Source organism: Mycobacterium intracellulare ATCC 13950 (assembly GCF_000277125.1).
GTDB lineage: Bacteria > Actinomycetota > Actinomycetes > Mycobacteriales > Mycobacteriaceae > Mycobacterium > Mycobacterium intracellulare.
The window spans coordinates 5,331,876-5,358,061 of the sequence record NC_016946.1 but is presented as its reverse complement, the minus strand read 5'-3'; the positions used below and the strand labels follow the sequence as shown (position 1 = coordinate 5,358,061).

The window sequence follows — 26,186 nt, the reverse complement described above, 5'->3', positions numbered from 1 at the left end:
GTTCGGAGCTCTCAGCGGGCTCCGCGAACCAGGCGTCCGGGGCGGGCCCCGGTGTCGACGTCCTTGCGGCGGGTGACGGTCCCGCTGACGATGGTCGCCGCATAACCGCTGGCGCCCTGCAGGATCCGGTTTCCCCCGGCCGGCAGGTCGAACGCCATCGCCGCCGGGTGCAGCCTCAGCGCGTCCATGTCGATGACGTTGATGTCGGCCTTCTTGCCGGGTTCGATGGTGCCGCGGTCGGTGAGGCCGAACAGATGGGCGGTGTCACGGGACTGTTTGCGGATCACGTATTCCAGCGACAATTTCTCGCCCCGCTTACGGTCCCGCGCCCAGTGCGTCAGCAGGAACGTCGGGTAGGAAGCGTCGCAGATCATCCCGCAGTGCGCGCCGCCGTCGGACAGCCCGAGCACGCCGGCGGGGTGCAGCATCATCTCGCGGATCGCGTCGCAGTTTCCGTCGGCGTAGTTGAACAGCGGCAGCATCAGCATGTTGGTCGCGTCGGACTCGAGCATGAGGTCGTACAGCGTGGACAGCGGGTCCTCACCGCGGGCCTGGGCGATCGCGGCGACGGTGCGGTCCGGGGTGGGCTCGTAGTCGGGCGGGTTACCCAGCGAGTAGAGCCGCCCCAGCGAGTGCTGCACCAAAGCGAACATCCCGTCGAACAACAGGGTCGGGTCCACCGGCAGGTCGTCCTCGGACAGGATCGCCGCCTTCACCGCGGGATCGGCGAGCCGCCGTGCGAGCTCCTCGCGGCTGCACTCGGCCTTCAACCGGCGGTACGTGGGCCGGTGGCTGAAGCCGTGGTGGCCCTGGAAACCGATCATCATGCCGAACGGGCGCGCCGCGATCTGCGGATACAGGCGCGCGCCCGCGGCGTGTGCGTCCGCGGACAGGTCCAGCATCTCGCGCCACAGGTTCGGATCGGCGTCCACCTGGATCAGCGCGAACGACACCGGGCGGTCGATCTCGCCGCTCAGCCGTCGCATCCAATCGAGCTCCTTCTTGGGGCCGATGATGTCTTCACCCGCGGCGCCCTGCGGGGCCAGCTCGAACACCGCCTGGCCGCCGGCGGCCATGGCGCGGCCGAGGCCGAACAGTTCTTCCTCGGCGGCGAACGTGCCGGGTACGGGCTCGCCGTCCATCGCGCGGTGCCCCATCGTGCGTGACGTCGAGAAGCCGAGCGCGCCGGCCTCGATCGCCTCGCGGACCAACCGGCCCATCGCCTCGATGTCGTCGGGGGTCGCGGGCTCGTTGCGCGCACCCCGCTCGCCCATCGCGTAGGCGCGGATCGCGCCGTGCGCGACCTGGCTGCCCACGTCGACGGAGAACTTGTGCTTGTCGATCGCGTCGAGGTACTCGGGGTAGGTTTCCCAACCCCACGTGATGCCCTCGGTCAGCGCGGTGCCGGGGATGTCTTCGACGCCCTCCATCAGTTCGATCAGCCACTGCTCGGTGCCGGGCCGCACAGGGGCGAAACCGACGCCGCAGTTGCCGGTCACGATCGTCGTGACGCCGTGGCCGCTGGACGGCTCCAGCAGGCCGTCCCAGGTCACCTGACCGTCGTAGTGGGTGTGGATGTCGACGAAGCCGGGGGCCACCACATGCCCTGAGGCGTCGATGGTTTCGGCCGCCTCCCCGCCCATCTCGGGGCCGTCGGCGGAGCGGCGGACGACGTCGACGATCTTGCCGTCCTTGATGCCGATATCGGCGCGGTAGCGCTCGGCGCCCGTGCCGTCGACGATGGTTCCACCGGTGATCTTCAGGTCGAACATGAGACTCCTCTTCGCCGCCGCGGGCTGTCTCGGAGGGCTGAGCGGAAGGCGCACAGCATTTCGCTACGGTAGGTAGCGTAACTCGTGGCGTGGCGAAGGCAATAGCTTCGGCCGAATTCGCAAGCCCTACAAAGAACTCTTCAGCGCGGCGACGGTTTCCAGATCGTCGAGCGCGGCGACGCCCCGGCGCAGGCCTTCCATGGCGATGTCTTCGACCTGCATGCCGCCCATCCCGGTGGTGATCAGCGGGGCGACATAGGCGTACAGCGCGCCCTGGCGGAACCGCAGCCACAGGTCGTCGCGGTCCAGCTCGGGGCCTCCCGCCGCCACCAGCGCCCGCCGGTAGTCGTCGAGCAGCTCGCGTTGGCTGGCCCGCCGGTCCTCCGGGGTCAGGCTGGTGATCAGGGTGTAGGCGAGCTCGCGGCTGGGGTGCCCGCGCCGCACCGCCTGCCAGTCCAGCAGCCCGGCCTTGCCGCCGTGGAAGTACATGTTGCCGGGATGGGCGTCGCCGTGCATGACGGTGTGCGGGGGAGTGTCGATGAGCGCGGCCACGTCGCGGTAGTTGTCGGCGATGAACGCCCCCTTCTCGACCGGGATCGTGGTGCGCTCGGCAAGGCGCTTGATCGAGGTGTGCATCAGCGAGCCGGTCAACAGCGACGTCACGTCGCCGGACGGCGTGTACAGCCAGCCCAGCGGCCCACGCCCGTCGCGCGGCAGCCGGTCCCAGAACGTGGCGTGCAGTTCGGCCAGCAGTTCGACGATGAGGCCGGCCTGGTCGGTCGAGAGCGGGTGCAAGGTGTCGGGGAACTCGCACGACTCTGCTGGGAGATCCTCCAGCACCAGCAGGTACCGGCCCGTCCACGGGTCGAAGGCCGCGCCGTAGCAGTAGGGAACGCCGATGACCTGCGGCGCGAGCTGGCGGTAGAAACGCACCTCGGTGTGCCCGAGCCGGCCGAGCTCACCCATCAGGCGGGTGGCGGCGGTCTGCGCCGCGACCTTGACGAACACCGACTCCGGGACGTTCTTGCCGGTCAGCACCAGCCGCGCGCGCGAGGACGTGCCCGCGTCCCTGCTCAGCACGCGCACCGACCGCACGGTGGTTCCCATGACGCGGGACAGGACCGCGGGATCGATCTCGTCGGCCGACCGAGGCAAGCCGAACCGGCCACCCACCACCGCGTCGGTCGCCACCCGGCCCGCGCCCCGGCCCAGGTGCGCGGCCAGGCCTACAAAGGAGAAGGCTTGTCCCACAGGGTTTTTCATGTCCATCCATCCCGGCTCTCAACCCGACGCCGGTGCTGCGCCAGCGACACCGACGCCGTCGGAGAAAACCAATCGAACGTCTGGACATCAGACAATATACGATTATTGTCTGATCTGTGGAACCAGGGCCCTCACCACGAGCTGTTCGACGAATTCGCGTTTGTCGGCCGCGGGGCGGTAGCGCCACGAGGGCGCCAGCAGGAAAAGGGTCGCTGCGTGCAGCCACTGCACGATCGAGCGGAAATCGACGTCCGGGTAGAGCAGCCCGGCCGCCTTCCAACGGTCGAGCAACGGCCCGTAATGCCGCAACAGCAGTTCGACAATCGGTTCGGAACCCTTCTCGAGCGCCGAGGCCACCGCGGTGCTCTCGGCCGCGAACAGCGCTTCGTTCAGCGGGTTGCCGTCCACGGATTCCACCCTTGCCAGCACCATCTCGGGCACCGACCGAACGGGGTCGTCGGGTGCGGGCAGCGAGCGCACCAACTCGCCGAGCGCGGTGTCAATCCGCGCCAGCATCAATCCCAGCAGGACGTCGTCGCGACCGGGAAAGTAGCGGTACACCGTCGAGCGCGACACCCCGGCCTCATCGGCGACTTCGCCCATGCGGAACTGGGTGTTGCCGCGCCGGACGATGCAGCGCCCGGCGGCATCCAGGATCCGTCTACGGGCCTCCTCGTCGTCGAGGATCGCGCGGTCGTCGCCCCACCGCCGGCTCGGTTCCATGGCGGCGATGTTACGGGATGCGTTGTGCTGCTTCGGTATCGGATGCCAATTCGCCCCGGCCGCAGTCCCTCGCCGAAACGCCTTGCAGCGCAACGACAAACCCCGCCAGAAAGGCCGAATGATGGCGTATTCCGCCGCCGACGAGTCGTTCACCCACCAGCTCCCGAGCACGTTCGACCGGGTGCACAACGCCGATCCGACGTGGTCGGATCGCTGCTATTTCTTCGCCGCGTCGCCGGACGGCACCTTGCTGCTGGCCAGCGGCTACGGCAACAACCCGAACACCGGCACCGGGCTGGGCTACGTAAAGGTGAGCCTCGCCGACGGCCGGCACTGGGACCTGCTGTCCGGGCGGCCCGTCACCGGCGACGACCGCGGCGACCTGAGCGCCGGACCGATGCGCTGGACCTGCGTCGAGCCGCTGAAGAAGTGGCGGCTGGACGTCGAGCCCAACAACTCCGGGATCGAGTGGGAGCTCTACTACGAACCCACCGCGCCGATGTGGGAGCTGTTGCCCATGAAGGTGCGTGGCAAAAACGGCGAGTTGCTCGCCGACATGTACCACATGAAAGAACCCGGGCGATGGAGCGGCTGGGTGACGATCGATGGGGAACGCGTCAGCGTCGACGGCTTCCACGGCGGCCGCGACCGCACCTTCGGCGTGCGGGTCTCGGACAAGATCGACTTCTGGTTGTGGCTCGACGCCGGGTTCGACGACCACGCGATCGAAGCGTGGATCATCGAATCCTCCGACGGCACAGTCAATTACGTCGACGGCGGCATCACCTACGCGGATGGGAGGCTGTCGAAACGATTCGTCAAGATCGAGCACTATGTCGAATTCGACGGCGACCGCAAGCGACCCGCCCGCGCGATACTCGTGTTCACCGATGAAGACGGCCAGGCCCACCGCGTGATCGCCGAGGCACCCCACCAGCAGGTCAACGCCTACTACGGCCTGCCGATGGCACACTGCCAATACGAAGACTTGGGTGGGGGCGCCTACTTCATTCATTTCGCCTGGGACAGCAGCGATCCCGACCAGCTGTCCGAGACCGAGAGCAAATCGATGGCGCTCGACCAGCTGATGCGATTCGAGCGGGGCGGCGAGACCGGTTGGGGCATCTTCGAATTGCTGATGGGCGGGCAGGGCTATGCCCGCTACCCCAACTGGACCGCGATGGACATGTCCGCCTTCACCCAGGACAAGACCCCGGTCGATCGCTTGCAGGAGGACAGCGACGGGGTGCGGCGATGACCCTGGACGCCGATCGGGAACGGCGGTTGACCGACTGGGTGCGCACCCAGGTGCCCGACGCCGACGACGTCCGCCTCGAGGGCATCGACCGGGTGAGCTTCGGGCACTCGGCGGAGATGATGACGCTCAGCGTCGTCACCCGGCGCGCCGGCCGCCACGACCGCCGCGACGTGGTGTTGCGGCTGCGGCCCAGACCACCCGCTCTGCTGGAGCCCTACGACCTCGCGCGCCAGTTCGCCATCCTGCGCGCCCTGGCCGGCACGCCGGTCCGCGTCCCGGCGGCGCTGTGGCTCGAACCGACCGGCGAGGTCCTCGGCCGGCCGTTCTTCGTGATGGAACACGTCGCCGGCGACGTGTACGAAATGGAGCCACCCACCGGTGCGGCCGACCACACGGTGGTTCGGATGTGCCAGAGCCTGGTCGAACAACTTGCCGCCATCCATACGGTCGACCTCACCCGGACCGGGCTGGCCACCCTGGACGACGGCGCCGACCACCTGGAGCGCGAACTGGGCCACTGGGCCGCGGAGATGAACCGGGTCAAGCGCGACCGCCTGCCCGCCCTGGAGCGCCTTCATGGGGCCCTGCTCGCCGGCAAGCCGGACCCGTGCCCCACGGTTTCGCTGGTGCACGGCGACGCGAAGCCGGGAAACTTCGCCTTCACCGCCGGCGAGGTGAGTGCCGTCTTCGATTGGGAGATGACGACCGTCGGTGACCCGCTTACCGACATCGGCTGGCTGGAGATGCTGTGGATGCAGCCGGTCGGGGTCAACAGCCACCCCGCGGCCCTGTCCATCGATGCCCTGCTGGCGCATTACGAATCGGCCAGCGGGATCAGCGTTGCCAACCGGCCCTGGTACCGGGCGTTCAACGCCTACAAGATGGCCGTCATCTGCCTCATCGGCGCGATGCTCGTCGAGGACGGCCACAGCGACGATCAAAAACTCGTGCTCGCCGCCTACGGCACCTCGCTGCTGACCAAAGCCGGGCTCACCGACCTCGGAATCGACGAACCCCTCGACGACGGGCCGGTGCTGCCTCGCGAAGACCGCATCGCGCAGGTGCTGGCCGGATAGGCGTTCAGGCGGTGCAGGCCGACCGGGTCAGGCCGGTCCAGATCAAGGTGACGCGGGTGCCCCGCGGTGTGCACTCGATGGCCGCCTCGTCGGCGAGCGCCTCCATCAACGGGATGCCGCGGCCACGCATCTGCGCGTTGCGCTGTGCCGGCACCTGCTGCCGCCAACGGCCGCGGTCGTCGACGGTCACGGCGAGGGTGTCGGAGCCGGCGTCGTAGGCCGCCCGCACATCCATGGTCCCGCGCTGCGTCGCGCCGACGTACGCGAACTCCGCGGCATTGGCGATCGCTTCGTTCACCGCGAGGAGCAGGTCGCTGAAGCGATCGGCGCACGGTGAGAAATACCGGTTCAACCAGGCGCCGAACTCGACGCGGGTCCGGGCGGCGCTGCGTGCGTCGGCCGCCACGCCCGTTCGGACGAAAAGAGTGCGGTCATCGAGGTTCGACACGTTATGTGGCCGATCGAACCGACCCATCGCCCCCAGGTGTGTTCGCACTCGCGTCGAGGCTCATTCCCCGGCGATACCGCTCAGCGCGCCGTCCAGGCTGCTGTACAGCGCGAGCACGCTGTCGATCCCCATCAGCTTGATCGGCCTGCTCGTGGCCGAGCCGTTGGCGACGACCGCGAACTTCGTCGGCGGTTCGACCTCGGCCTGCGCGGTCACCAGCACGGTCATCCCGGCCGAGGCCAAGAAACCGACCTTCGACAGGTCGACGATCAGCGCCGCGGGCTTGGTGGCCAACGCGGTCTGGATGGCGTCGGCCAGCTGCGGCGAGCTCAGCATGTCCACTTCACCCGAGACGGTCAGCACGACCGCCTGATCTACCTGGTGTTTGCCCACTTCAAAAGCGGTTGGGTCGACGACATCGCCGGATTGTTCGCCCATGGTCTATCACTCACATTCGGTCCCGTGCGGGACACCGCTAGCTCTGGTACAGCCACTGCCATATCCGGGGGCTGCTGATTCAACCCCTCGGGGAACACGCTTGCCTACGCGGGGGATCCACCCCGGTCGATCTGCGCCGCTCAGTGCAGATACAGCTACAAGTGTTTGGTCAATGGTAGGACACGCACCAATCCCGCCTCAAAATGCTGCACGATTCCCGCCGCCCGGCGGTCCCGCGACGGCCTGTCTCTTGCGGTCGGGGCTGGCCGAATATGATCGGCACGATTCAGGCTTGAGCGTGCGTGGCCTCCCCGGCCGGGTGCGCCCATTACGAGGGAGTGAAGAGTTCAATGTCGAACCAGCAGCAAGCGGACCGGATGACGTCGGGCAAGGGATTCATCGCTGCGCTCGACCAGAGCGGCGGCTCGACGCCGAAGGCGCTGCGCCTGTACGGCATCGAGGACAGCGCGTACTCCTCCGACAAGGAGATGTTCGACCTCATCCACGAGATGCGTTCGCGGATCATCACCGCCCCGTCGTTCACCGGTGACCGGGTGCTGGCGGCGATCCTGTTCGAACAGACCATGGACCGGGAGATCGAGGGCAAGCCGTCGACCACCTACCTCTGGGAGACCAAGGGTGTGGTGCCGATCCTCAAGATCGACAAGGGGCTGGCGGACGCGTCGAACGACGTCCAGCTGATGAAGCCCATGCCGGGGCTTGACGAGCTGCTGGAGCGGGCCGTGGGCAAGGGCGTGTTCGGCACCAAGGAGCGGTCGGTGATCGGCGGGGCCAACGCCGAGGGCATCGCCGCCGTGGTCGCCCAGCAGTTCGAGGTCGCCCGTCAGGTGCTCGCGCACGGCCTGGTGCCGATCATCGAGCCCGAGGTCACCATCTCGATCTCGGACAAGGCCGAGGCCGAGCGCATCCTGCGCGACGAGATCACCAAGCAGCTCGACAGCGTGCCCGACGGGCAGCGCGTGATGCTCAAGCTGAGCCTGCCCACCGAGGCCAACTACTACCGTCCGCTGATCGAACACCCGAAGGTCATGCGGGTGGTGGCCCTCTCCGGCGGCTACTCGCGCGAGGAGGCCAACGAGCTGCTCGCCAAGAACACCGGCCTGATCGCCAGCTTCAGCCGCGCGCTCACCGAGGGGCTTTCGGTCGACCAGACCGACGAGCAGTTCAACACCACGCTGGACAAGGCGATCCAGTCGATCTACGACGCCTCGGTCGCCGGCTGACCTGTTGCGCCGCGCTCGCGATCGCCGCTAATAGCGGTGCCGGGCCATGCGCGGCGGCCCCTGCCCGCTGTCGCCTTCGTCGGACACCAACGCGGGCACCATTTCACTGGTGACCAGTCCCTCCTCGCTCGTCAATTCGTCGATGACAGCGAAGGATTCGGCGACGTTGGCCGGGGTGTCGATCACGATGGTCACCACGGGTACCCGGCGAGTCAGCGAGAGCAGCTTGTCGCCGTGGGGCGGGTGATCGCCGTGAAACCCCCACACGCCACGCAGGACGGTGGCGCCGTCCGCGGTCCCGGCCTGGCGCAGCCGCTGGACGATCGCGCGGTGAATCGGCGCGCCGCCGCGCTGCGCCGACTCGGAGGTAAAGATCGTCAGCTTCTGCCACAGTGGCAAGCCGTGCTCGTCCGTTCCGGGCAGGGCGTGCGGTCTTTCCAAAAACTGTCCGTCGCGCTTGCAGACTCGGACCCGTTCGAGGGTGAACAACGGCGTGCGCAGCAGCCCGGCGAGTTCGGGCAACACGCGGGCGATGCGCTCGCCGGAGCCGACGACGACGATCATCATCGGAACGTCAGCGTTGCGGCCAAAGAAGTTGGCGCGCTGGCGTTCTCCGTGCGCGACACCGTCCACGCCCAACAGCACCGTGGCGCCGGCTAGCCCGCGCCGGTGCATCAAGTCGCAGAGCGCGATGTAGGCCGGCGTCCCGTTGACGCGTTGCTTGCGGCCGACGTAGATCGTCAATTTGACGGCGTCGTGCAGGTCCTCGGGCAGCTGCGGGGATCCGATGTCCTCGTGCAGGAGCCGCGCACGCTCCAGGGTGACCAGGCCGCGTTGTTTGATCGTCAGCACGGGGTCGAGCAGTGCCTCGATCTTCGTTCTGGTGTCGACCGCGACGATCACGACGGGCGGATCTTCGGACAGCGTCAACGACTGATCAGTACGAAAATGGCGCATCGTGCCGAAGCCGCTGATGCCGCGCAGCGCCACGCCGGCAGCGATGCGGTGCCGCTCATAAAGGCCGAGCAGCACATCGGAGACAAAGCCGCCGCCGGACCGCCGGCGCTCCGCCAGATAGGTGGTGAGCTTCAGACAATCTTCATCCACCGCCGCTCCCATCGCCTTGCGGCGAGCCTACCGCTCGGAGAGGCTATGCGCCGCAGGCGCGTTCGATGCCGTCCGGACGCCTCACCGCAGCGGTTCGGCCGGTACCCCGTAGCGGTCCTGATACGCGGTCACCCGCTCGCGGACCTCACCGGCATCGAGCCCCGTGTCCGACCAGGTGTAACGGCCGTGCCCACCGTCGGAGGGATGGGAGGCGAGGAACTCGCGCATCTTCTGCTCGGTGTCGGGCCGCAGCTCGCGGTCCAGCCGCCGGTAGATGTCTTTGATCGTGGTCCACGGGTCGGTCATGAAATCGGCGAACCGCACGTCGATGACGCGCCCCGCGGGCACGGCGCCGCTGTCGCGCAACGCCATCTCCCGGTCCAGGCCGACGACGATCTCCTCGTAGGACTGGGCCGCACACTCGGTGATGCCGGATTCGTCGCTGCACATCCGGCGCAGGTGATGGGTGAGCGCGGCGATCGACGAGATGACGTTGACCGGATCGCGGTGTGTCTGCACGATCAGCGCGTCCGGGTATTCGGCCAGCAACGCGTCCAGCTGCCACAGGTGCGCGGGCGACTTCAGCAACCACTGGCCGGGCACACCGGACTGCAAGTGCTGCAGGAAGATTCGATGGAAGCGATACGCCCCCGCGTGGTCGGCTTCATACAGCAGCCAGCGGTAATAGCCCGGCAGCCGATACTGCACCGAGAAGATCATGCTGACGAACTCGGCCGCGGTGATGCGCACGCATTCCTGCCCGACCAGAGCGCCCATCGGATGAAAAGCCAAGAAGCCCGGCATGATCTGTTCGGACATGTCGATGCTGGCCTGAATCTGGGCGATACGCGGATCGTCGTGATAGGTCTCGGGCTGCGGGACGGGGCAGGGCTCGTCGACCTCCCAGGTCAGTGGGGCGCGCAGCTCGGGATCCTGGGCGAGCAGGTCGTAGAGGATCGTGGTGCCGGTGCGTGGCTGGCCGACGATGAATATCGGCGCGGTGATCTTCTGCTCGGCGACCTCGGGATGTTGCTTGCGCCAAGCGATTACGCCGAGCCGGTTCTTCAGGGCGCGCATGAGGTCGAGGTGAGCGATCTCGACGCCGATATCCGATAGCCGCGCATCGTTGATCAACCCGTCGGTGACGCGGTGCAGCCCGGGACGCCAGCCCTCGGCGCCGAAGTCGTCGCTGCCGACTTCCTCGCAGGCGGCGGCGATCAGCCGTTCGGGGGCGAACCGGTCCTGCAGCGTCATCACCGCTGCCGTCCCTGGTGCACCGACACCGTCACGTCGGGTGGGCTCGGGTTGTCCAGCCAGCGCAGGACGATGAACCCGCGCTGCCGGCCGCCGGTGTCGAGCCAATGACCGAGCCCAAAATCCTCGTCGGAGACCGCGATTCGCACGCGGCCGTCGGCGCCGGGTCGCACACCGCGGTTGGTCACCGAACTGTGCCGGCGGCGCGGCTCCAGGCATTCGTGCCAGATGCTTTCCAGGGTGACGTTCCAGTACCGCGTGTCGGGTGGTGCGATGTCGAGTACGAGGGCCTGGCCGGGCTCGAGCCGGAAGGTTCCCATCATGTAGAGGTTGTCGGGCGTGGTGTCGGCCGCGCCCAGATCGGCGGCCTGGGCCGTCAGCAAGGTGTTCGGGGCTTCCAGGAGTTCGGGCTTGATGGTGCGGTGCAGGGTCGTGAGCTTCATCAGGGACCACGCCATCGCGGTGAACTGATCGGCGAGTTCGTCGTCGGTCAGCGCCGTCAGCGGGCCCGGGTCCAGCGCTTCGATGCGCAGCGCGGCGAGTTTCTCGGCGGTCCGGTCACCGATGTACTCCCGCACGACCACCGACGACGCGTCGGCCGGGATCTTCACCCACTGCGCGCCGGCCAGGTCGGGCGGTTCGTCGGCGGACAGGACGAGCGTGAAGTCGCCCGAGTCCAGCTTCAGGTCGGTGTCGCTGACGTAGCCCGCCATCCGCCGCGGGGTCAGCCCGGTGCCGGCCAGGATCTGAAAGCCGAGGTAGGCGCTGGTGCCGCGGGAGCCGGTGATCCGGTAGCGGCGATCCCCGCGGATCATGGCCAGGTAGTAGTTGCCGTCGGGGTTGGGGCCGCCCACCATCCGGTTGTCCGAACACATATCGAAGAACGACGGCCGTTCCGGGTCGGCCTCGACCGACATTTGCGCGCACAGCGAGGACACCCGCGCCACCACCCGCAACCCTTCGGCGAGTTCGCGTTCGGACTCGGCGTCCTCGGCCACGATCTTGCTGACGTCGGTGAGCATCTGCTGGAAGAACTCCAGCGCGGCGCGGGCCTTCGGGGCGGCCTGGACGGACGGAACACCAGTCTGAGACATCGTCTCATGCTAAGACTATGTCTTAGGCTCTTGGTGGCGATTTGGGAGAACAGGGTGGGGGCATGTCTGCAACGTCCGCCTCGGTGCCGGCTTCGGAGGCCGTGACGTCGCTGGCCGAACGGAAGCGAGCGGCCATGCGTCAGCGCATCGCCACCGCCGCCGCCCGCCTGGTCGCCAGTCGCGGTCTGGCGGGGGCGACCGTGGACCTCATCGCCGACGCCGCCGACATCGGCCGCGCGACCTTCTTCCGGTACTTCAACTCCAAGGAAGACGCCGTGGCCGAGGGCATGAATGGCCACTGGCTCGACCGGATCACCGCCGCCCTCGCGGCCCAGCCTCCGGAGCTCGGCGCGATGGAGGCGGTCATCGGCGCGTTCGGCGAACTCGCCCGCGACTTCGCCGAGATCGAGAACCAGGTCCGCGAATTAGCCACACTGACAAGGTCATCCGAGACGCTGGATGCGTGGACGCTGCACGTCTATGTGCGCTATGAGGTGGCGATCGCCGAGCTCGTCGCGCCGCGGATGGCCGGGCCGGCCGAGCACGATCCGCGGCCGCGCCTGATCGGCGCGCTGGCGATGGCGGCGGTGCGCATCGCCCTCGACGACTGGCTGAGCCACGGCGGCTCGTTGCCCGACCGGGTGAGCCGGGGGCTGGCCGCAATCTCGGTCGACCGCGCGGCGGCGGTCAGCCCCGGGTGAGTGCGTCCACGATGAGCCGGGTGGTCCGTTCCGCCCGCCGTCGGGAGTAGGGCTGCGCGCCGGACAGGATCGGATACACCACGCCGCCGACGATGGCGTCCGCGGCCGATTCGGCGACCGCCTCGTCGATGCCGTCGGCGAGCAACCGGGCCCGCACGCTATCGTGCAGCGGCGCACTGAATCCCGCGCGCAACTTGACGGCGGTGTCCTCGTGTTCCATGCAGGCGACGGTCAGGGTGCGCAGCATGGCCGAACCGCGCGGTGTCGTCAGGCTGGCGAACAGCTTGCCGACCCACCTCACCAGATCGGCAGCCAGATCGCCGCTGTGGTTGACCGACGCCAGCAGCGTGTCGGCGTCTTCCAGCATGACGTCGGCGACCAGCGCGGGACGGGTGGGCCACCACCGGTAGATGGTCTGCTTGCCCACGCCGGCCCGGGCGGCGACGGCCTCGATGGACAGGCCGTCGAACCCGCGCTCGAGGAGCAGTTCGCGCGTCGCCGTGACGATCGCCGTGCGGGACTTCTCGCTGCGACGCCGGGGCGTGTTCGCCGGCGTGCCCACCTCGGTGAGATCGCTTGGCATCTGGTGGTCCTCACTGCGGCGCTGGCCCGCTTTACATATCCTGACTACCCCCGGTAGTCTGCCACAAGACGAGACGGTCCGTCTTGTCAGACTCGCATCCGGAGCCGAAAGGGTAGCAATCAGTGCGGCCATCGTCAGTCACTATGCGGCCGCCCGCATGACCCTGGGGCTGAGCCCGGAACAACAGGAGCTCTGCGACGCCGTCGGGCAGTTCGCTGCCCGCAATGCCCCCATCGCCACGACACGCGGCAGCTTCGACGAGCTCTCGGCAGGCCGCCCACCCGGATGGTGGGATGCGCTGGTCGGCAACGGGTTTCATGCAGTGCACCTGCCGGAGGACCTCGGCGGCCAGGGCGGACGGCTGATCGACGCCGCGTGCGTGCTGGAGGCGGCGGGCAAGTCGCTGTTGCCCGGCCCGCTGCTGCCGACGGTGGCCGCGGGTGCGGTCGCCTTGCTGGCCGATCCGACACCGAGCGCGCAATCACTGGTGCGTGACCTCGCGGCCGGCGTCACCGCTGCCGTCGTGCTTCCGGGCGACGGGGATCTGCACGCCCGGGCCGTGGACGGGCGGTGGTCTCTCAACGGGGCGTCGGAGATAACACCCGGCGTGTGCGCGGCGCGGATCATCCTGGTCGGCGCGCCGACCCGGGAAGGCGACGTCGTCTGGGTGCCGGTCGACACCCAAAAGCGCGCGGTGACAGTCGAACCCGTCCGCGGCACCGACCTCGTCGCCGATGCCGGGATCATGCGTCTGGACGACTACACGGCGACAGACGACGAGGCACTCACCGGGATCGACGCGGAACGCGCGCGCTGTGTGCTGTTGGGTCTCGTCGCCGCTACGACGGCCGGCATCGTCCAGTGGTGCCTGCAGGCCGTCACCGCCCACCTGCGCAGCCGCGAACAATTCGGCAAGGTGATCGGCACGTTCCAGGCGTTGCAACACAGCGCGGCAATGCTGTTGGTCAACAGCGAATTGGCCACCGCGGCGGCCTGGGACGCGGTGCGCGCCGTCGACGAATCACTCGATCAGCACAGGATGGCCGCCGCCGGGGCGGCCGTGATCGCGATCTCGCCCGCCCCGGACCTGGTGCTCGACGCGTTGACGATGCTCGGCGCCATCGGTTTCACCTGGGAGCACGACGTGCACCTGTACTGGCGGCGGGCCATCAGCCTGGCGGGATCCATCGGCCCGGCGAACCGCTGGGCGCGGCGGCTGGGGGAGCTCACCTGCACCCAGACGCGCGACATGTCGGTGAACCTCGGCGACGCCGAGCCCGAATTCCGTTCCTGGGTGGCCGAGACGCTCGATGCGGCCCTGCAGTTGCGCAACGACAAACCCGCGCCGCACGGCGACTATGAGCACCTCGCCACCGGGCCGCAACGCACGCTGATCGCCGACGCCGGCCTCATGGCGCCGCACTGGCCGGCGCCGTGGGGCGTCGATGCGGATCCGTTGAAACAGCTCATCATCGACGAGGAGTTCGCCAAGCGACCCGGCCTGGTTCGGCCCTCGCTGAACATCGCCGAATGGATCCTGCCCTCGGTGTTGGCCGCCGCGCCAAAAGACTTGCAGGAGCGGCTGATCCCGGCGACCCAACGCGGCGACATCCTGTGGTGTCAGCTGTTCAGCGAACCGGGAGCCGGCTCCGACCTCGCGTCGCTGACCACCCGCGCGACCAAGGTCGATGGCGGCTGGCGGATCAACGGCCACAAGATCTGGACGTCGTTGGCCCAATACGCCGACCTGGGTGCGCTCCTTGCGCGCACCGACCCCGAAGCCAGCAAGCACCGCGGCATCGGCTATTTCATCCTCGATATGCGTTCCCCCGGGGTGGAGATCCAGCCGATCAAGACGGCGACCGGGCAGGCGCATTTCAACGAGGTGTTCCTCAACGACGTGTTCATTCCCGACGAGATGCTGCTGGGTGGCCCCACCGATGGTTGGAGCCTGGCGATCGCGACGATGGCCGAAGAGCGTTCGGCCATCAGCGGATACGTCAAGTTCGACCGGGCCGTCGCGCTGCGCCGGCTCGCCGCTCAACCCGGACGGGACCGTGACGACGCGTTGCGTGAGCTCGGCGAGCTCGACGCCTACACCAACGCGATCAGGGCACTCGGGGTGCGCGAAACCATTCGGCTGCTCGACGGTCAGGCGTCCGGCCCGGCGTCCAGCATCGCCAAGGTCGCGATGAATGTGCTGCTGCGGCGCACCTTCCAGGCCACGCTGCAGCTCACCGGGCAGGTCGCGATGGTCGACGACCCCGACACCGCGGTCGTGGAGCCCTATCTGCATCTGCCGGCCGAGCTGATCGGCGGGGGAACCAGGGAGATCCAGCTCAACATCATCGCGCAGATGATCCTCGGACTACCCCGAAAGTAGGACAGCTCATGGGTTTACGTGGCGAGGCCGCGATCGTCGGGTACGTCGAACTGCCACCCGAACGAATGACCAAGGCGTCGCCCGCCCCCTTCGCCATCGAGCAATGGGCCGAACTCGGCGCCGCCGCGCTCGCCGATGCGGGACTGCCCTTCGAGGTTGTCGACGGCATCGTGGCGTCACACCTGGCCGAGTCGGAGATCTTCGTCCCCTCCACCATCGCCGAATACCTCGGAGTGGGGGCGAGGTTCGCCGAACACGTGGACCTGGGTGGCGCCAGCGCCGCGGCCATGGTGTGGCGGGCCGCCGCAGCCGTCGAACTCGGCATCTGCGACGCCGTCTTGTGCGCGCTGCCCGCCCGGTACATCACCCCGATGTCGCCCAAGAAACCCAGATCGCTCGGCGACGCATTGTATTTCGGGTCGTCGAGCAACCAATACGGCTCTCCCCAGGCCGAATTCGAGATCCCCTACGGAAATCTCGGCCAGAACGGACCGTATGGCCAGGTCGCCCAACGCTACGCGGCGATCTACGGCTACGACGAGAGGGCGATGGCCAAGATCGTCGTCGACCAGCGCACCAACGCCAATCACACCGAGGGCGCGATCTGGAAGGACAAGCCACTGACCGTCGATGACGTCCTGGCCAGCCCGGTCATCGCCGACCCGCTGCACATGCTGGAGATCGTGATGCCGTGTGTGGGGGGCGCCGCCGTCGTGGTCGCGAACGCCGACGTCGCCAGGCGCTCCCGCAATCGGCCGGTGTGGGTCAAGGGATTTGGCGAGCACGTGCCGTTCAAGACGCCGACCTACGCCCAGGACCTGCTGCAGACCCCGATCGCCGCCGCCGCCGACACGGCCTTCGCCATGACGGACCTGACCCGGGAGGAGATGGACATGGTTTCGATCTACGACTGCTACACCATCACCGTGCTGCTCTCCCTCGAAGACGCCGGATTCTGCGAGAAGGGCAAGGGGATGGAGTTCGTCGCCGGCCACGACCTCACGTTCCGCGGCGACTTCCCGCTCAACACCGCCGGCGGCCAATTAGGCTTCGGCCAGGCGGGTCTGGCCGGCGGCATGCACCACGTCTGCGACGCCACCCGCCAGATCATGGGCCGCGCCGGGGCGGCGCAGGTCGCCGACTGCCACCGCGCCTTCGTGTCCGGCAACGGCGGGATCCTGTCCGAGCAGACCACGCTCATCCTCGAGGGAGACTGATCACCGATGACCACCTTCGAGCGGCCGATGCCCGTCAAAACCCCTACCAGCGCGCCGTTTTGGGACGCGCTCGCGCAGCACCGCATCGTCATCCAGTATTCGCCGTCACTGCAGGCGTATGTGTTCTATCCGCGGGTGCGCGCGCCGCGCACCCTGGCCGACGACCTGGAATGGCGCGAGATCTCCGGGATGGGCACGCTGTACTCCTACACCGTGGCCCACCGGCCGGTCAGCCCGCACTTCGCCGATGCCGTGCCCCAGCTACTCGCCATCGTCGAATGGGACGAGGGCCCAAGGTTTTCCACCGAAATGGTCAATGTCGACCCGGCCCGCCTGCGGGTGGGGATGCGGGTGAAGCCGGTGTTCTGCGACTACCCGGAACACGACGTCACGCTCCTGCGTTACGAGCCAGCCGACTGACGCTCACGTCGACGCCCGCACCACCAGGTGGGCGATGTCCGTCAGCTCGGGGGAGGGCGGGGCGGGTTGCCCCAGCCGCTCGAAGACGGCGGCGAGGGCGGCGTCGGCGACCGCGCAGGGGTCGAACTGCACGGTGGTCAGCGGTGGGGTGCTGACCATGCCCATGGGACTCGCGTCGACGCCCATCACCGCGAGGTCGCTCGGACAGCGCAGCCGCGCCCGATGGATGCCGTAGAGGACGAGGCAGGCGATCTCGTCGCTTTGGGCGCAGACGGCGGTGACCCCGTCGCCCACCCATCCGCTGACCACGTCGGCGGCGTTGTCCAGGGTGACCTGGTCGACTCGCACGGGTGGCAGGTCGCGCGCCCGAGCGGCCCGCGACACGCCTTCGAACCAGTAGTCGCCCAGCGGCCTCCAGCGGTCAACCCCGGTGTACGCGAAGGCGATTCGCCGATGGCCGCGCTCGACGAGGTGCTCGACTCGCATCTCGCCGACCGAAAGATGCGGGTTGTTGAGTGCGGGCAGCGTCCCGATCTCGATGTGCGGGATGCCGGCCTTGGCCACCGCCTCGCGGGCGGCCGCGCTCAGCGGGAACAGGCTGGTGATCGCGACCGGGTCCAGGTTCTCGATCGCATCGACGACATGATGATCGTCGTCGGTCTCGAAAACCTGGACCTGAAGCAGACCCTGGCGGGCCAGCGCCGTGGTCATGCGGCTGCCCGCCTGCATCGGCATCTCGCCCACGGCCACGTGCGGCACCACGTAGAGCACCACACCGCTTTTGCCGCGCGCGAGGTTGCGGGCGGCGAGGTTGGGCCGATAACCGAGGAGTTTGGCGGCGCGGTAGACGGCGTCGCGGGTTTCGGGGGAGATCCGCCGGCCCTGCGCGTTGTTCAGCACGTAGCTGACCGTGGCGGTCGACACGCTGGCCAACCGGGCCACGTCCGCGGTGGTCGGACGCGCCGCCTTATTGCTGCTCAACTTCCGTCACCTTCCGGGCCCGGTCATGCCCCATGGTGGCATGCGAGACCCACCGGCACCGCAGGATGTCGTGTGGTGGAGCCGCATCACGTGGACTATTAGTCCACATGTGCCGGGAACGTCGTGCCCGAGCCGCCGGGAACAGGACGCGAAGCCCGCCAGCGCCTTGTCTCGTTGCGATGCAGCGGAAGACACAAGGGCGGCGCGCTGTGTCCAACGCACCGCGCGTCGTTGACACTGTGATCGGCGCCATTATCTACTAGTCACTATAAATTGACCGAGGAGCGCGGCATGAACAAGGACGATCTGATCCTGATCAGCGTGGATGATCACATCGCCGAGCCGGCCGACATGTTCGACGCCCACGTTCCCGCCAAGTACAAGGACCGCGCCCCGCGGGTGGTCCTCGAACCCGACGGCGTCCAGCAGTGGTACTACGGCGAGGTCCGCGGCCGAAACATGGGCCTGAACGCCGTGGCCGGCAAGCCCCGCGAGATGTACAACATCGACGCCTCGCGCTACGACGAGATGCGGCCGGGCTGCTTCAACGTCGATGAGCGGGTCCGCGACATGAACGCCGGCGGGCAGCTGGCGGGGTTGAACTTTCCGAACTTCACCGGATTCTCCGGCCAGGTCCTCAACCAGGGCCCCGACCGCGAGGTCAACCTGGTGATGATCAAGGCCTACAACGACTGGCACGTCGACGAATGGTGCGGGGCGTACCCGGGCCGGTTCATCCCGTGCGGCATCCTGCCGCTGTTCGATGTGGCCGAGGCCGCCAAGGAAGTCAAACGCCTGGCCGACAAGGGTTGTCACGCGGTGACGTTCTCGGAGAATCCGGAAGCGTTGCAGATGCCCAGCATTCACACCAAGTACTGGTATCCGCTGTTCGAGGCCGCGTGCGAGAACAAGACGGTGCTGTGCACGCACGTCGGCTCTGCCTCCCGCTCCCCGCAGGTGTCGACCGACGCGCCGCCCAGCGTGCAGATGACGGCGTCGTCGATGATGAGCATGTTCACCTTCACCGAACTGATCTGGGCGGAGTTCTGGGCGGACTTCCCGCAATTGAAGTTCTCGCTCACCGAGGGCGACGTCGGCTGGATACCGTACTTCCTCTGGCGCGCCGAGCATGTGTACAACCGTCACTCGGGGTGGACGCTGGCGACGTTCCCGCCCGGCTACAGTGGTCCCACCGATGTGTTCAAGCGGCATTTCTACACCTGCTTCATCAGTGACAAGGTCGGCGTCCACAACATGGAGTGGTTCAACGAGGACATGCTGTGCTGGGAGTCCGACTTCCCGCACTCCGACAGCAACTGGCCGTTCGCGCCGGAGGACATCATCGCCACCATGGGCCACCTCGACGACCGGGTCATCGACAAGATCACCCACGAAAACGCCATGGCCGCGTACTCATTCGACCCCTTCCAACACATCCCGAAGGAACAGGCGAGGGCCGGCCGGCTGCGCGCGCAGGCCACCGATGTCGACGTCGTCACCCACGTCGGCCGCCGAGCCAGCCAGCGCGACCGGGACGCGTGGACCCGGATGACGCAGTTCGCCCTGCAGGCCGGAGCGGCCGCGCCCGTGACGGCCGAGGCGGCCGGCATCGCCGGACGCGCCACCACCCTGGGTAACTGAACGTGGCGGGTGCGGCGCCGTTCGCGGGTTGGCGCGTGCTGGAGTTGTGCAACGGACTGGCGGTGTCCTACTGCGGCAAGATGTTCGCCGACGCCGGGGCCGAGGTGGTGAAAATCGAATCCCCGCAGGGCGATTCGCTGCGCGCCTGGTCGGCGGCGGGCGGGCCACCGGGGGCGCTGTTCGGATATCTCGCCGCGGGCAAGAAGTCGGTGATCAACCGCGGCCAGGCAGAGGTCGCGTCGCTGCTGGCCGGCGCCGACCTCGTGCTCACCGACCTGACCGACGGATGGACGCTCGACGGCATCACCGCGCTCAGCGCCGCGTCGGCGGTGGTGGTGGCCGTGACACCGTTCGGCACCACCGGCCCCTACGCCGAAAACCAGGTCGCGGCCAACGAATTCATCCTGCAGGCACTGTGCGGATCGATCGCCGGGCGGGGCTGGCCGGACGACGAACCGGTGCAAGCCGGCGGGCGGCTCGGGGAATGGCTGGCGGGCACGTTCGCCGCGGCGGCCGCCGCGGCCACGGCGCGGCACGCCTCCCGAAGCGGCCGCGGCCGGGTCATCGACGTCTCGACGTACGAGGCCATGGTGATCGCCATGGGCGGCCTGTCGGCGATGTCGGCGAGCGTGCTGGGCCCCGATTCGCTGCTACACGAACGCAGTTTGGAGCTGCCGTCGATCGTTCCCACCGCCGACGGCATGGTCGGCTTCTGCACCATCACCGCGCAGCAGTTCCAGGACTTCCTGGTGATGATCGACCGCGCCGATCTCGTCGGCGACGCCGAGCTGGCGTCCTTCGCCGGACGGGTCGCGCGCCGCGACGAGTTCCTGGACATGGTCACCGCCTGGACCAGAAGCCGCACCACCCAGGAGATCGTCGACGTCGCCGTGGCCTTCCGGATCCCGGTCGCCCCCATAGCGTCTCCCGAGATGCTGCCCAAACTGGACCATTTCGTGGAACGCGGCGTGTTCGTCGAATCGCGGGACGGGGTGCTGGCGCCGCGGGTGCCGTATCGCAGCGAGGCGATGGCGACCAGGCCGCCCAGGCAGCCCCCGGCGCTCGGCGCCGACAACGCACGCCTGCACTGGCCGCCGCGACCCGAGCCGCCCCGCACCGACGAGGCCGACGCGCTTCCGCTGTCCGACGTGCGGATCACCGATTTCACCGCGTTCTGGGCCGGCCCGGTCGCCACGCAACTGCTCGGCGCCCTGGGCGCCGACGTGATCAAGGTCGAGGGCGTCCGGCGGCCCGACGGCATGCGGTTCTCCGCGGGCCGCCCTCCCGACTGGGATCAATGGTGGGAGTGGGGCCCGGTCTTCTTATGCAGCAACAACAACAAGCGCGGGGTCAGCGTCGATCTGGGCACCGATGCCGGGCGATCCGTCGCGCTGGAACTCATCGCCGCCAGCGATCTGGTCATCGAGAACTTCTCGCCCCGGGTGATGGCGAACTTCGGCCTGGAATGGGACGCGGTCCGCGCCGCCAACCCACACGCCATCATGGTGCGGATGCCCGCCTTCGGCCTCGATGGCCCGTGGCGCGATCGCGTCGGGTTCGCGCAGACGATGGAGCAGGCGACCGGCATGGCGTGGATGACCGGCCACGCCGACGGTCCGCCCGTGATTCCGCGCGGAGTGTGCGACCCGATCGCCGGCTTGCACGCCGCCTTCGCCGCCGTGGCCGCACTGGCGATCCGCGACCGCGAGGGTGCCGGCATGCAGGTCGAATCGACCATGGTCGAGGCGGCGCTCAACGTGGCCGCCGAAATGCTGGTCGAGTACTCGCGCAACGGAATCGTCCTGCGGCGCAACGGGAACCGCGGCCCCGGCGCGTCCCCCCAGGGCGTGTACCGCTGTCGCGGCGACGACGAATGGGTCGCGCTCGCCGCGCTGGACGCCGCCGCCCGGGGGTCGCTGGCCGGGCTGCTCGACCAGCCGGATCTACACGACACCGCGTGGGACGAACGGGCCGACGACATCGACAAATTGATCTGCGCCTGGGCCGCGACGCGCTCGGTGACCGAAGCGGTCGACGCGCTGCGCGCCGCCGGCGTGGCCGCCGCGCGCGTCACCCCCGCCGCGGCGCTGCTGACCGATCCACACCTGCACGCACGCGGCTTCTGGGAGACGGTCGACCATCCCGTCGCCGGTTCTTTCCTGTGCACCGGAATGCCTTTCGCATTCCTCGACCGGCCGAGACGCTGGATCCGGCGGGTGCCACCGCTCTACGGGCAGCACACCCAAGAGGTACTCACCGACATTCTCGGGCACAGCGAAGCGGACCTGGCCGACCTGCGGCGCTCGGGCACCATCAGCGACCGGCCGGCGGGCCTGTGACATGGCGGTCAGCCTGTGCGTGCCGCCCCGTGCCGGGGAGCTGTGCGCGCCGGTGCGCTTCTTGGTGCGCCGGGATTCGGTGGTGATGGAGCTGACCGCCCGCCACCGCATCACCAGCGTGGAATGGGACGAGGACGAACACGCGGTGGCGATGGTCGTCGAGATCACCGACCCGCAGACGGCGCGACCGGTGGACGTGCGGATCGACGTCGTGGAAGTGGCCGGCACCGATCACAGCCCCGCGCCCGGCACCATCATCGGCACCATCACCCGCGACGGGAGACGATACGAGGTCAGGGGCACCTACCTGGGTGTCGTCGCGGACGAAAACTGAACGGCGGTAACGGGAATGGAACATCGGTGAGCGCGACGAGGCGCACCGCGGCGATCGTCGGGGTGCACAACACCCGGCAGGGACGTCGGTTGGACGGCGAAACGTCGCGCGGCCTGGCGATCAAGGCGATCCTGGGCGCGCTCGACGATGCCGGGCTGACCCTCGACGACGTCGACGGCATCAGCGCGAGCCCGCAGTCGACCTCGTTGATCTACGACCTGCGGATCGGCCCGGCCTGGCAGGGCCTGGCTTTCGGGGTCGGGATGATCACCGAGGCGGTCACCGCGATCGAGCACGGCATGGCGGACGTGGTGGTGCTGGTCGCGGCGCAGGCCGGCGAATACCGCGACCACGAGGCCACCGCGCCGTGGACCCGGCCCGAAAACGAATTCGTCGCGCCCTGGGGCATGTTCACCACCGCCGAATTCGCGCTCATCGCCCGGCGCCACATGCACGTCTACGGCACCACGCGCGAACAACTCTCGCTCGTCGCCGCGACCATCCGCAACAACGGTTCGCGCAACCCCGAAGCCGTCTACTACCAGCGGGGCCCGTTCGCGCCGGAGGACATCACCGCGTCGCGGCCCATCGCGGACCCGTTCCATCTCCTGGACTGCGCGACAACGTCCGAAGGCGGCTGCGCGCTCGTTGTGGCCAACGTCGCAGCCATCGACGTCAAGAGTCAACCCATCTACGTCCTGGGCAGCGGCGCGGACTTTCACGGCCCCTCCTACCAGCACCCACCGGCGTACGACCTGGCCGGGCGGCGCGGCGATCACGTGAACGGTGTGGTGGGAAGGCGCGCGGCCGAGTGCGCATTCAGCCACGCCGGGCTGCGCCGCGAAGACGTCGACGTGCTGGAACTCTACGACCCGTTCTCCTTCGAAATCATCCGCCAGCTCGAGGCATTCGGCTTCTGCGGCGACGGCGAGGGCGGGCCGTTCGTCGCCGATGGCCACATCGCCATCGACGGCAGCCATCCGATCACCACCGACGGGGGGACCATGTCGTTCAGCCACGCGGGCTCCAACCCGCAGATGATGCAGCGCGCCATCCGAGCGGTTCAGCAGTTGCGCGGCCAGGCCGGCGATCTCCAAGTCCCCGATGCGCATATCGCGTTGTGTAGCAACGGGGGAGCGGGGGCGTTGTTCACGACGGTGCTGATCTTGGGAGACGAGCCACGGTGACCTCTGATCCATTGCGACCCCAAACCGGCCCCGTCCCGCACGCGAGCAGCCAGGTCAGCGTGCCGTTCTGGGAGGGCTGCCGGTCGCGGCAGCTGCGTTATCAGCGTTGCGCGGGGTGTGGCGTGGCGAACTTTCCCCCGACCGAGCATTGCCGCCAATGCCTTTCGGAGGTCGTCGACTGGCGGGAGGGCAGCGGTCGCGGCGAGATCTACAGCTGGACGGTGGTTTATCGGCCGGTGACACCCGAGTTCGAACCGCCGTATGCGCCGGCGATCGTCACGCTCGACGAGGGCTATCAGATGCTGACCAACGTCGTCGGTGTGCCCCCGGAGGACATCGAGGTCGGCCTGCGCGTGCGGGTGCGATTCCACGACGTCGGTCCCGGCGTGACGCTTCCGTACTTCACCGCGGAAGGAACCGACAGTTCGTGAGTCCCCGTACCAGCAACGGACTTCCGGTCACCGCCTACCTGGTCCTGGGCGTGCTGGCGGCCAACGACGAGCAACTCACCGCCGGCGAGATCAAGATGCGCGCCGAACTGTCCGTCGGCCACTTCTACTGGTCCCCGTCGGTCAGCCACGTGCGGCGCGAACTGACCAGACTGCTGGCCCGGGGAATGGTCAGCGAGACCGGCGCCCAGTCCGGCAAGCGCGCCATCACCCTGTACGAGACCACCGAGGCCGGGCTCGACGCGCTGCGCCGCTGGGTGCAGCACTTCCCGGGGCAGGACCAAGTGGTCATCAAACACCCCGTCATCCTCAAAACCTGGCTGGCCCGCGGCGAGGACCCCGAACACGTCCTGGACACCCTGGACCGCCATCTCGACGCGACCCGGGCCCGGCTCGACGAGGCGCTGTGGTCGCGGCAGCGTTCCCGCGAGCTCGGCATCACCGACGACCCCGAACAGCGCTACTCCTTCGCCGTTTTGGACTACGCGATCCGCGGGCTGTACGCGGAGATCTCCAACATCTCCCAGCTGCGCGACGAGATCGCCGCCGGCACCACCCGCGATCCGGTCAAACGGGTGCGACGGTCGAAGGGGCAGATCCGCCGGAGGGCGCCCCGGAGCCCGTGACCGCATAGGCTGTCCCGCGGGATTCGCGCTCCCACAACATTTCTCCCTGCCCGATCGCGGTTCCCTGGGCGATCAACTGGCGCTTGAGCACCTTGTGGGTGGCGGTGCTGGGCAGGTCGGCGGCGATGCGGACGTAGCGTGGGCGCGCCTTGGGGGACAGGTCGGGCTGGGTGTCGAGGAACGCCTCGAATTCGTCGGGCGCCAGCGTGTGGCCGTCGTTGAGCACGACGGCCGCCATCACTTGATCGCCGACATGGCCGTCCGCGACGGCGTAGACCGCGACCCGGTTGATCGCGCTGTGGCGCAACAGGATCCGTTCGATGGGCGCGGCGGCCAGGTTCTCGCCGTCGACCCGCATCCAGTCGGCGGTGCGGCCGGCCAGGTAGATCCAGCCGTCGGAGTCGCGGTAGGCCAGGTCTCCGGACCAGTACATGCCGTGGCGCATGCGCTCGGCGTTGGCGTCCGGGTCGTTGTAGTAGCCGGTGAAGAAACCCGAGCCGGCCGTGTTCACCAGCTCGCCCACCGCTTCGTCGGCGTTGACGAGTGCCCCGTCGGCGTCGAACCGGGCGACCGCGCATTCGGTGACGGTATCGCTGTGGTAGATGGCCACCCCGTCGGCGCCCCGTCCGATGGAGCCCTTGGGCGTGCCGGGTTCGCGGATCACGATGACGGCGTTCTCGGTCGACCCGAAGCCGTCCTCGACCTGCACACCGAACCGGCGCGCGAACTCCTCGATGTCCTTATCGTTGGCCTCGTTGCCGAACGCCACCCGCAGCGGATTGTCGGCGTCGTCGTCGCGTTCGGCGGTGGCCAGGATGTAGGCCAGCGGCTTGCCGACGTAGTTCATGTAGGTGGCGCCGTGGCGGCGGATGTCGTCGAGGAAGTTGCTCGCCGAGAATTTCGCCGGCACGATCGCGGCACCCGAGCACACCGCCGGCGCCCATCCCGCGACCACCGCGTTGGAATGAAACAGCGGCATCGACACGTAACAGGTGTCCTGGTCGGTGAGGGTGAATCGCTCGGCCAGGCTGAGCCCGGCGACCGTGGCCATGAAGTGAGATACCTGCACCGCCTTGGGATTTCCGCTCGTTCCCGACGTGAAGATCATCATGAAGGCGTCCATCGCGGTGACCTGCCGATGCGGCGTCAGCTCGCCGGCGGAGTCGATGAGCTCGGCCCACTGCGGCGTCGAGGTGTCGAGGACGCGCGTGTTCGCCAGGTCCAGGCCGTCCAGCAGCGGGCGGTGCTCGGCGTCGGTCACCACGAACTGGCAGTCCGCGCGGCGGATGTCGGCGGCCAGCGCCTCGCCACGGCGGGTGGTGTTCAGGCCGCACAGCACGTAGCCGCCGAGCCCGGCCGCCGCCATCTGGCTCAGCATCTCGGGGGTGTTTCCCAGCAGGGCGCCGACGTGCACCGGCCGGGACGGATCGGCGGCGGCCAGCAGGGCCGCGGCCCGCGCCGTCGAGCCCTCCAGATACTGGCGCCAACTCCATTGCGCATCACCGTATTTCACCGCGATCGATGAATCGGATAGGCGCTTGCGCAGCAGCGCTTGAATCGTGTCGTCAGCCATCGGTCCGATTCACCCTCACTCTGCCTGCCCTACGAGACGAGACGGTCCGTCTTATAGTAGCGGCCGGCGGCGGTC

The 26,186-nt window shown here is 68.4% G+C and carries 24 protein-coding genes; 13 read left to right on the top strand and 11 right to left on the bottom strand.

Features of this window, described 5'->3' with window-relative positions; translation table 11 throughout:
• Window positions 1–11 precede the first annotated feature (11 nt).
• From OCU_RS49775 to OCU_RS49765, 3 genes are all read right to left on the bottom strand, one after another.
• Entirely contained in the window at window positions 12–1,772 is a 1,761-nt protein-coding gene (locus OCU_RS49775) for an N-acyl-D-amino-acid deacylase family protein (RefSeq protein ID WP_009953130.1), read from the bottom strand.
• Window positions 1,773–1,898: 126 nt separating this feature from the next.
• Entirely contained in the window at window positions 1,899–3,035 is a 1,137-nt protein-coding gene (locus OCU_RS49770; protein ID WP_029384297.1) for a phosphotransferase, read from the bottom strand.
• 102 nt (window positions 3,036–3,137) lie between these two features.
• Window positions 3,138–3,758: a TetR/AcrR family transcriptional regulator gene (locus OCU_RS49765; RefSeq protein ID WP_008262421.1), complete on the bottom strand. Its 621-nt coding sequence runs from the start codon at window positions 3,756–3,758 to the stop codon at window positions 3,138–3,140.
• A 121-nt stretch (window positions 3,759–3,879) separates the two neighbouring features.
• Here OCU_RS49765 and OCU_RS49760 point away from each other — a divergent pair, with 121 nt between their 5' ends.
• Window positions 3,880–5,016, top strand: coding sequence for a DUF7064 domain-containing protein (locus OCU_RS49760; protein WP_029384299.1), 1,137 nt, complete (start codon window positions 3,880–3,882; stop codon window positions 5,014–5,016).
• On the top strand, window positions 5,013–6,092 hold the full coding sequence (locus OCU_RS49755) for a phosphotransferase family protein (RefSeq protein ID WP_009953133.1): 1,080 nt from the start codon (window positions 5,013–5,015) through the stop codon (window positions 6,090–6,092). Before OCU_RS49760 ends, OCU_RS49755 begins: the two co-directional genes overlap by 4 nt.
• A 4-nt stretch (window positions 6,093–6,096) precedes the next feature.
• Here OCU_RS49755 and OCU_RS49750 read toward each other — a convergent pair whose 3' ends face one another.
• Both OCU_RS49750 and OCU_RS49745 read right to left on the bottom strand, forming a co-directional pair.
• Window positions 6,097–6,540: an ATP-binding protein gene (locus tag OCU_RS49750; protein ID WP_009953135.1), complete on the bottom strand. Its 444-nt coding sequence runs from the start codon at window positions 6,538–6,540 to the stop codon at window positions 6,097–6,099.
• A 60-nt stretch (window positions 6,541–6,600) separates the two neighbouring features.
• Window positions 6,601–6,978 (bottom strand): STAS domain-containing protein, encoded by a 378-nt coding sequence (locus OCU_RS49745; RefSeq protein WP_009953136.1) that lies wholly within the window; start codon window positions 6,976–6,978, stop codon window positions 6,601–6,603.
• A gap of 350 nt (window positions 6,979–7,328) precedes the next feature.
• Between OCU_RS49745 and OCU_RS49740 the strand changes: the two genes are divergently transcribed.
• A complete protein-coding gene (locus OCU_RS49740) occupies window positions 7,329–8,222 on the top strand; it encodes a fructose bisphosphate aldolase (protein ID WP_009953137.1) in 894 nt (297 codons plus the stop codon).
• A gap of 27 nt (window positions 8,223–8,249) precedes the next feature.
• Here OCU_RS49740 and OCU_RS49735 read toward each other — a convergent pair whose 3' ends face one another.
• The 3 genes from OCU_RS49735 to OCU_RS49725 form a co-directional block, all read right to left on the bottom strand.
• Complete coding sequence (locus tag OCU_RS49735) at window positions 8,250–9,329, bottom strand: DUF190 domain-containing protein (RefSeq protein ID WP_026071101.1); 1,080 nt, start codon at window positions 9,327–9,329, stop codon at window positions 8,250–8,252.
• Between the two features lie 81 nt (window positions 9,330–9,410).
• The gene (locus OCU_RS49730; protein ID WP_026071102.1) at window positions 9,411–10,583 is read right to left on the bottom strand and encodes a sulfotransferase family protein; all 1,173 of its coding nucleotides are present in this window, start codon (window positions 10,581–10,583) and stop codon (window positions 9,411–9,413) included.
• Entirely contained in the window at window positions 10,583–11,677 is a 1,095-nt protein-coding gene (locus tag OCU_RS49725) for a DUF1214 domain-containing protein (protein ID WP_014381533.1), read from the bottom strand. Before OCU_RS49725 ends, OCU_RS49730 begins: the two co-directional genes overlap by 1 nt.
• Window positions 11,678–11,739: 62 nt before the next feature.
• Here OCU_RS49725 and OCU_RS49720 point away from each other — a divergent pair, with 62 nt between their 5' ends.
• Entirely contained in the window at window positions 11,740–12,378 is a 639-nt protein-coding gene (locus OCU_RS49720) for a TetR family transcriptional regulator (RefSeq protein WP_020188385.1), read from the top strand.
• Here the strand turns inward: OCU_RS49720 and OCU_RS49715 are convergent.
• On the bottom strand, window positions 12,365–12,961 hold the full coding sequence (locus OCU_RS49715) for a TetR/AcrR family transcriptional regulator (protein ID WP_009953146.1): 597 nt from the start codon (window positions 12,959–12,961) through the stop codon (window positions 12,365–12,367). The genes OCU_RS49720 and OCU_RS49715 overlap by 14 nt on opposite strands.
• A 157-nt stretch (window positions 12,962–13,118) precedes the next feature.
• On the opposite strand from OCU_RS49715, the gene OCU_RS49710 reads away from it, so the two are divergent.
• Genes OCU_RS49710 through OCU_RS49700 form a run of 3 tightly spaced genes read left to right on the top strand, consistent with a single transcriptional unit; the run spans window position 13,119 to window position 16,981 of the window.
• Entirely contained in the window at window positions 13,119–15,344 is a 2,226-nt protein-coding gene (locus tag OCU_RS49710; protein ID WP_014381531.1) for an acyl-CoA dehydrogenase, read from the top strand.
• An 8-nt stretch (window positions 15,345–15,352) separates the two neighbouring features.
• Window positions 15,353–16,561, top strand: a complete 1,209-nt coding sequence (locus OCU_RS49705) for a thiolase family protein (protein WP_009953148.1) — start codon at window positions 15,353–15,355, stop codon at window positions 16,559–16,561.
• Window positions 16,562–16,567: 6 nt separating this feature from the next.
• Window positions 16,568–16,981 (top strand): Zn-ribbon domain-containing OB-fold protein, encoded by a 414-nt coding sequence (locus tag OCU_RS49700; RefSeq protein ID WP_009953149.1) that lies wholly within the window; start codon window positions 16,568–16,570, stop codon window positions 16,979–16,981.
• Window positions 16,982–16,984: 3 nt separating this feature from the next.
• Here the strand turns inward: OCU_RS49700 and OCU_RS49695 are convergent, their stop codons facing one another.
• Window positions 16,985–17,962 (bottom strand): LacI family DNA-binding transcriptional regulator, encoded by a 978-nt coding sequence (locus OCU_RS49695; protein WP_020188386.1) that lies wholly within the window; start codon window positions 17,960–17,962, stop codon window positions 16,985–16,987.
• A 291-nt stretch (window positions 17,963–18,253) separates the two neighbouring features.
• Here OCU_RS49695 and OCU_RS49690 point away from each other — a divergent pair, with 291 nt between their 5' ends.
• From OCU_RS49690 to OCU_RS49665, 6 genes are read left to right on the top strand one after another with little or no spacing between them, the layout of a single operon-like run.
• Entirely contained in the window at window positions 18,254–19,603 is a 1,350-nt protein-coding gene (locus tag OCU_RS49690) for an amidohydrolase family protein (RefSeq protein ID WP_009953152.1), read from the top strand.
• A 2-nt stretch (window positions 19,604–19,605) separates the two neighbouring features.
• Window positions 19,606–21,942: a CaiB/BaiF CoA-transferase family protein gene (locus OCU_RS49685; RefSeq protein ID WP_009953153.1), complete on the top strand. Its 2,337-nt coding sequence runs from the start codon at window positions 19,606–19,608 to the stop codon at window positions 21,940–21,942.
• 1 nt (window position 21,943) lies between these two features.
• A complete protein-coding gene (locus OCU_RS49680) occupies window positions 21,944–22,276 on the top strand; it encodes a hypothetical protein (protein WP_009953154.1) in 333 nt (110 codons plus the stop codon).
• 26 nt (window positions 22,277–22,302) lie between these two features.
• On the top strand, window positions 22,303–23,463 hold the full coding sequence (locus tag OCU_RS49675; protein ID WP_009953155.1) for a thiolase family protein: 1,161 nt from the start codon (window positions 22,303–22,305) through the stop codon (window positions 23,461–23,463).
• Window positions 23,460–23,894, top strand: coding sequence for a Zn-ribbon domain-containing OB-fold protein (locus OCU_RS49670; RefSeq protein WP_026071103.1), 435 nt, complete (start codon window positions 23,460–23,462; stop codon window positions 23,892–23,894). The genes OCU_RS49675 and OCU_RS49670 overlap by 4 nt, the downstream gene beginning before the upstream one ends.
• On the top strand, window positions 23,891–24,538 hold the full coding sequence (locus OCU_RS49665) for a PadR family transcriptional regulator (protein WP_009953158.1): 648 nt from the start codon (window positions 23,891–23,893) through the stop codon (window positions 24,536–24,538). Before OCU_RS49670 ends, OCU_RS49665 begins: the two co-directional genes overlap by 4 nt.
• Here the strand turns inward: OCU_RS49665 and fadD1 are convergent.
• On the bottom strand, window positions 24,480–26,111 hold the full coding sequence (gene fadD1 / locus OCU_RS49660; RefSeq protein WP_009953160.1) for a fatty-acid--CoA ligase FadD1: 1,632 nt from the start codon (window positions 26,109–26,111) through the stop codon (window positions 24,480–24,482). The genes OCU_RS49665 and fadD1 overlap by 59 nt on opposite strands.
• Window positions 26,112–26,186: the final 75 nt, after the last annotated feature.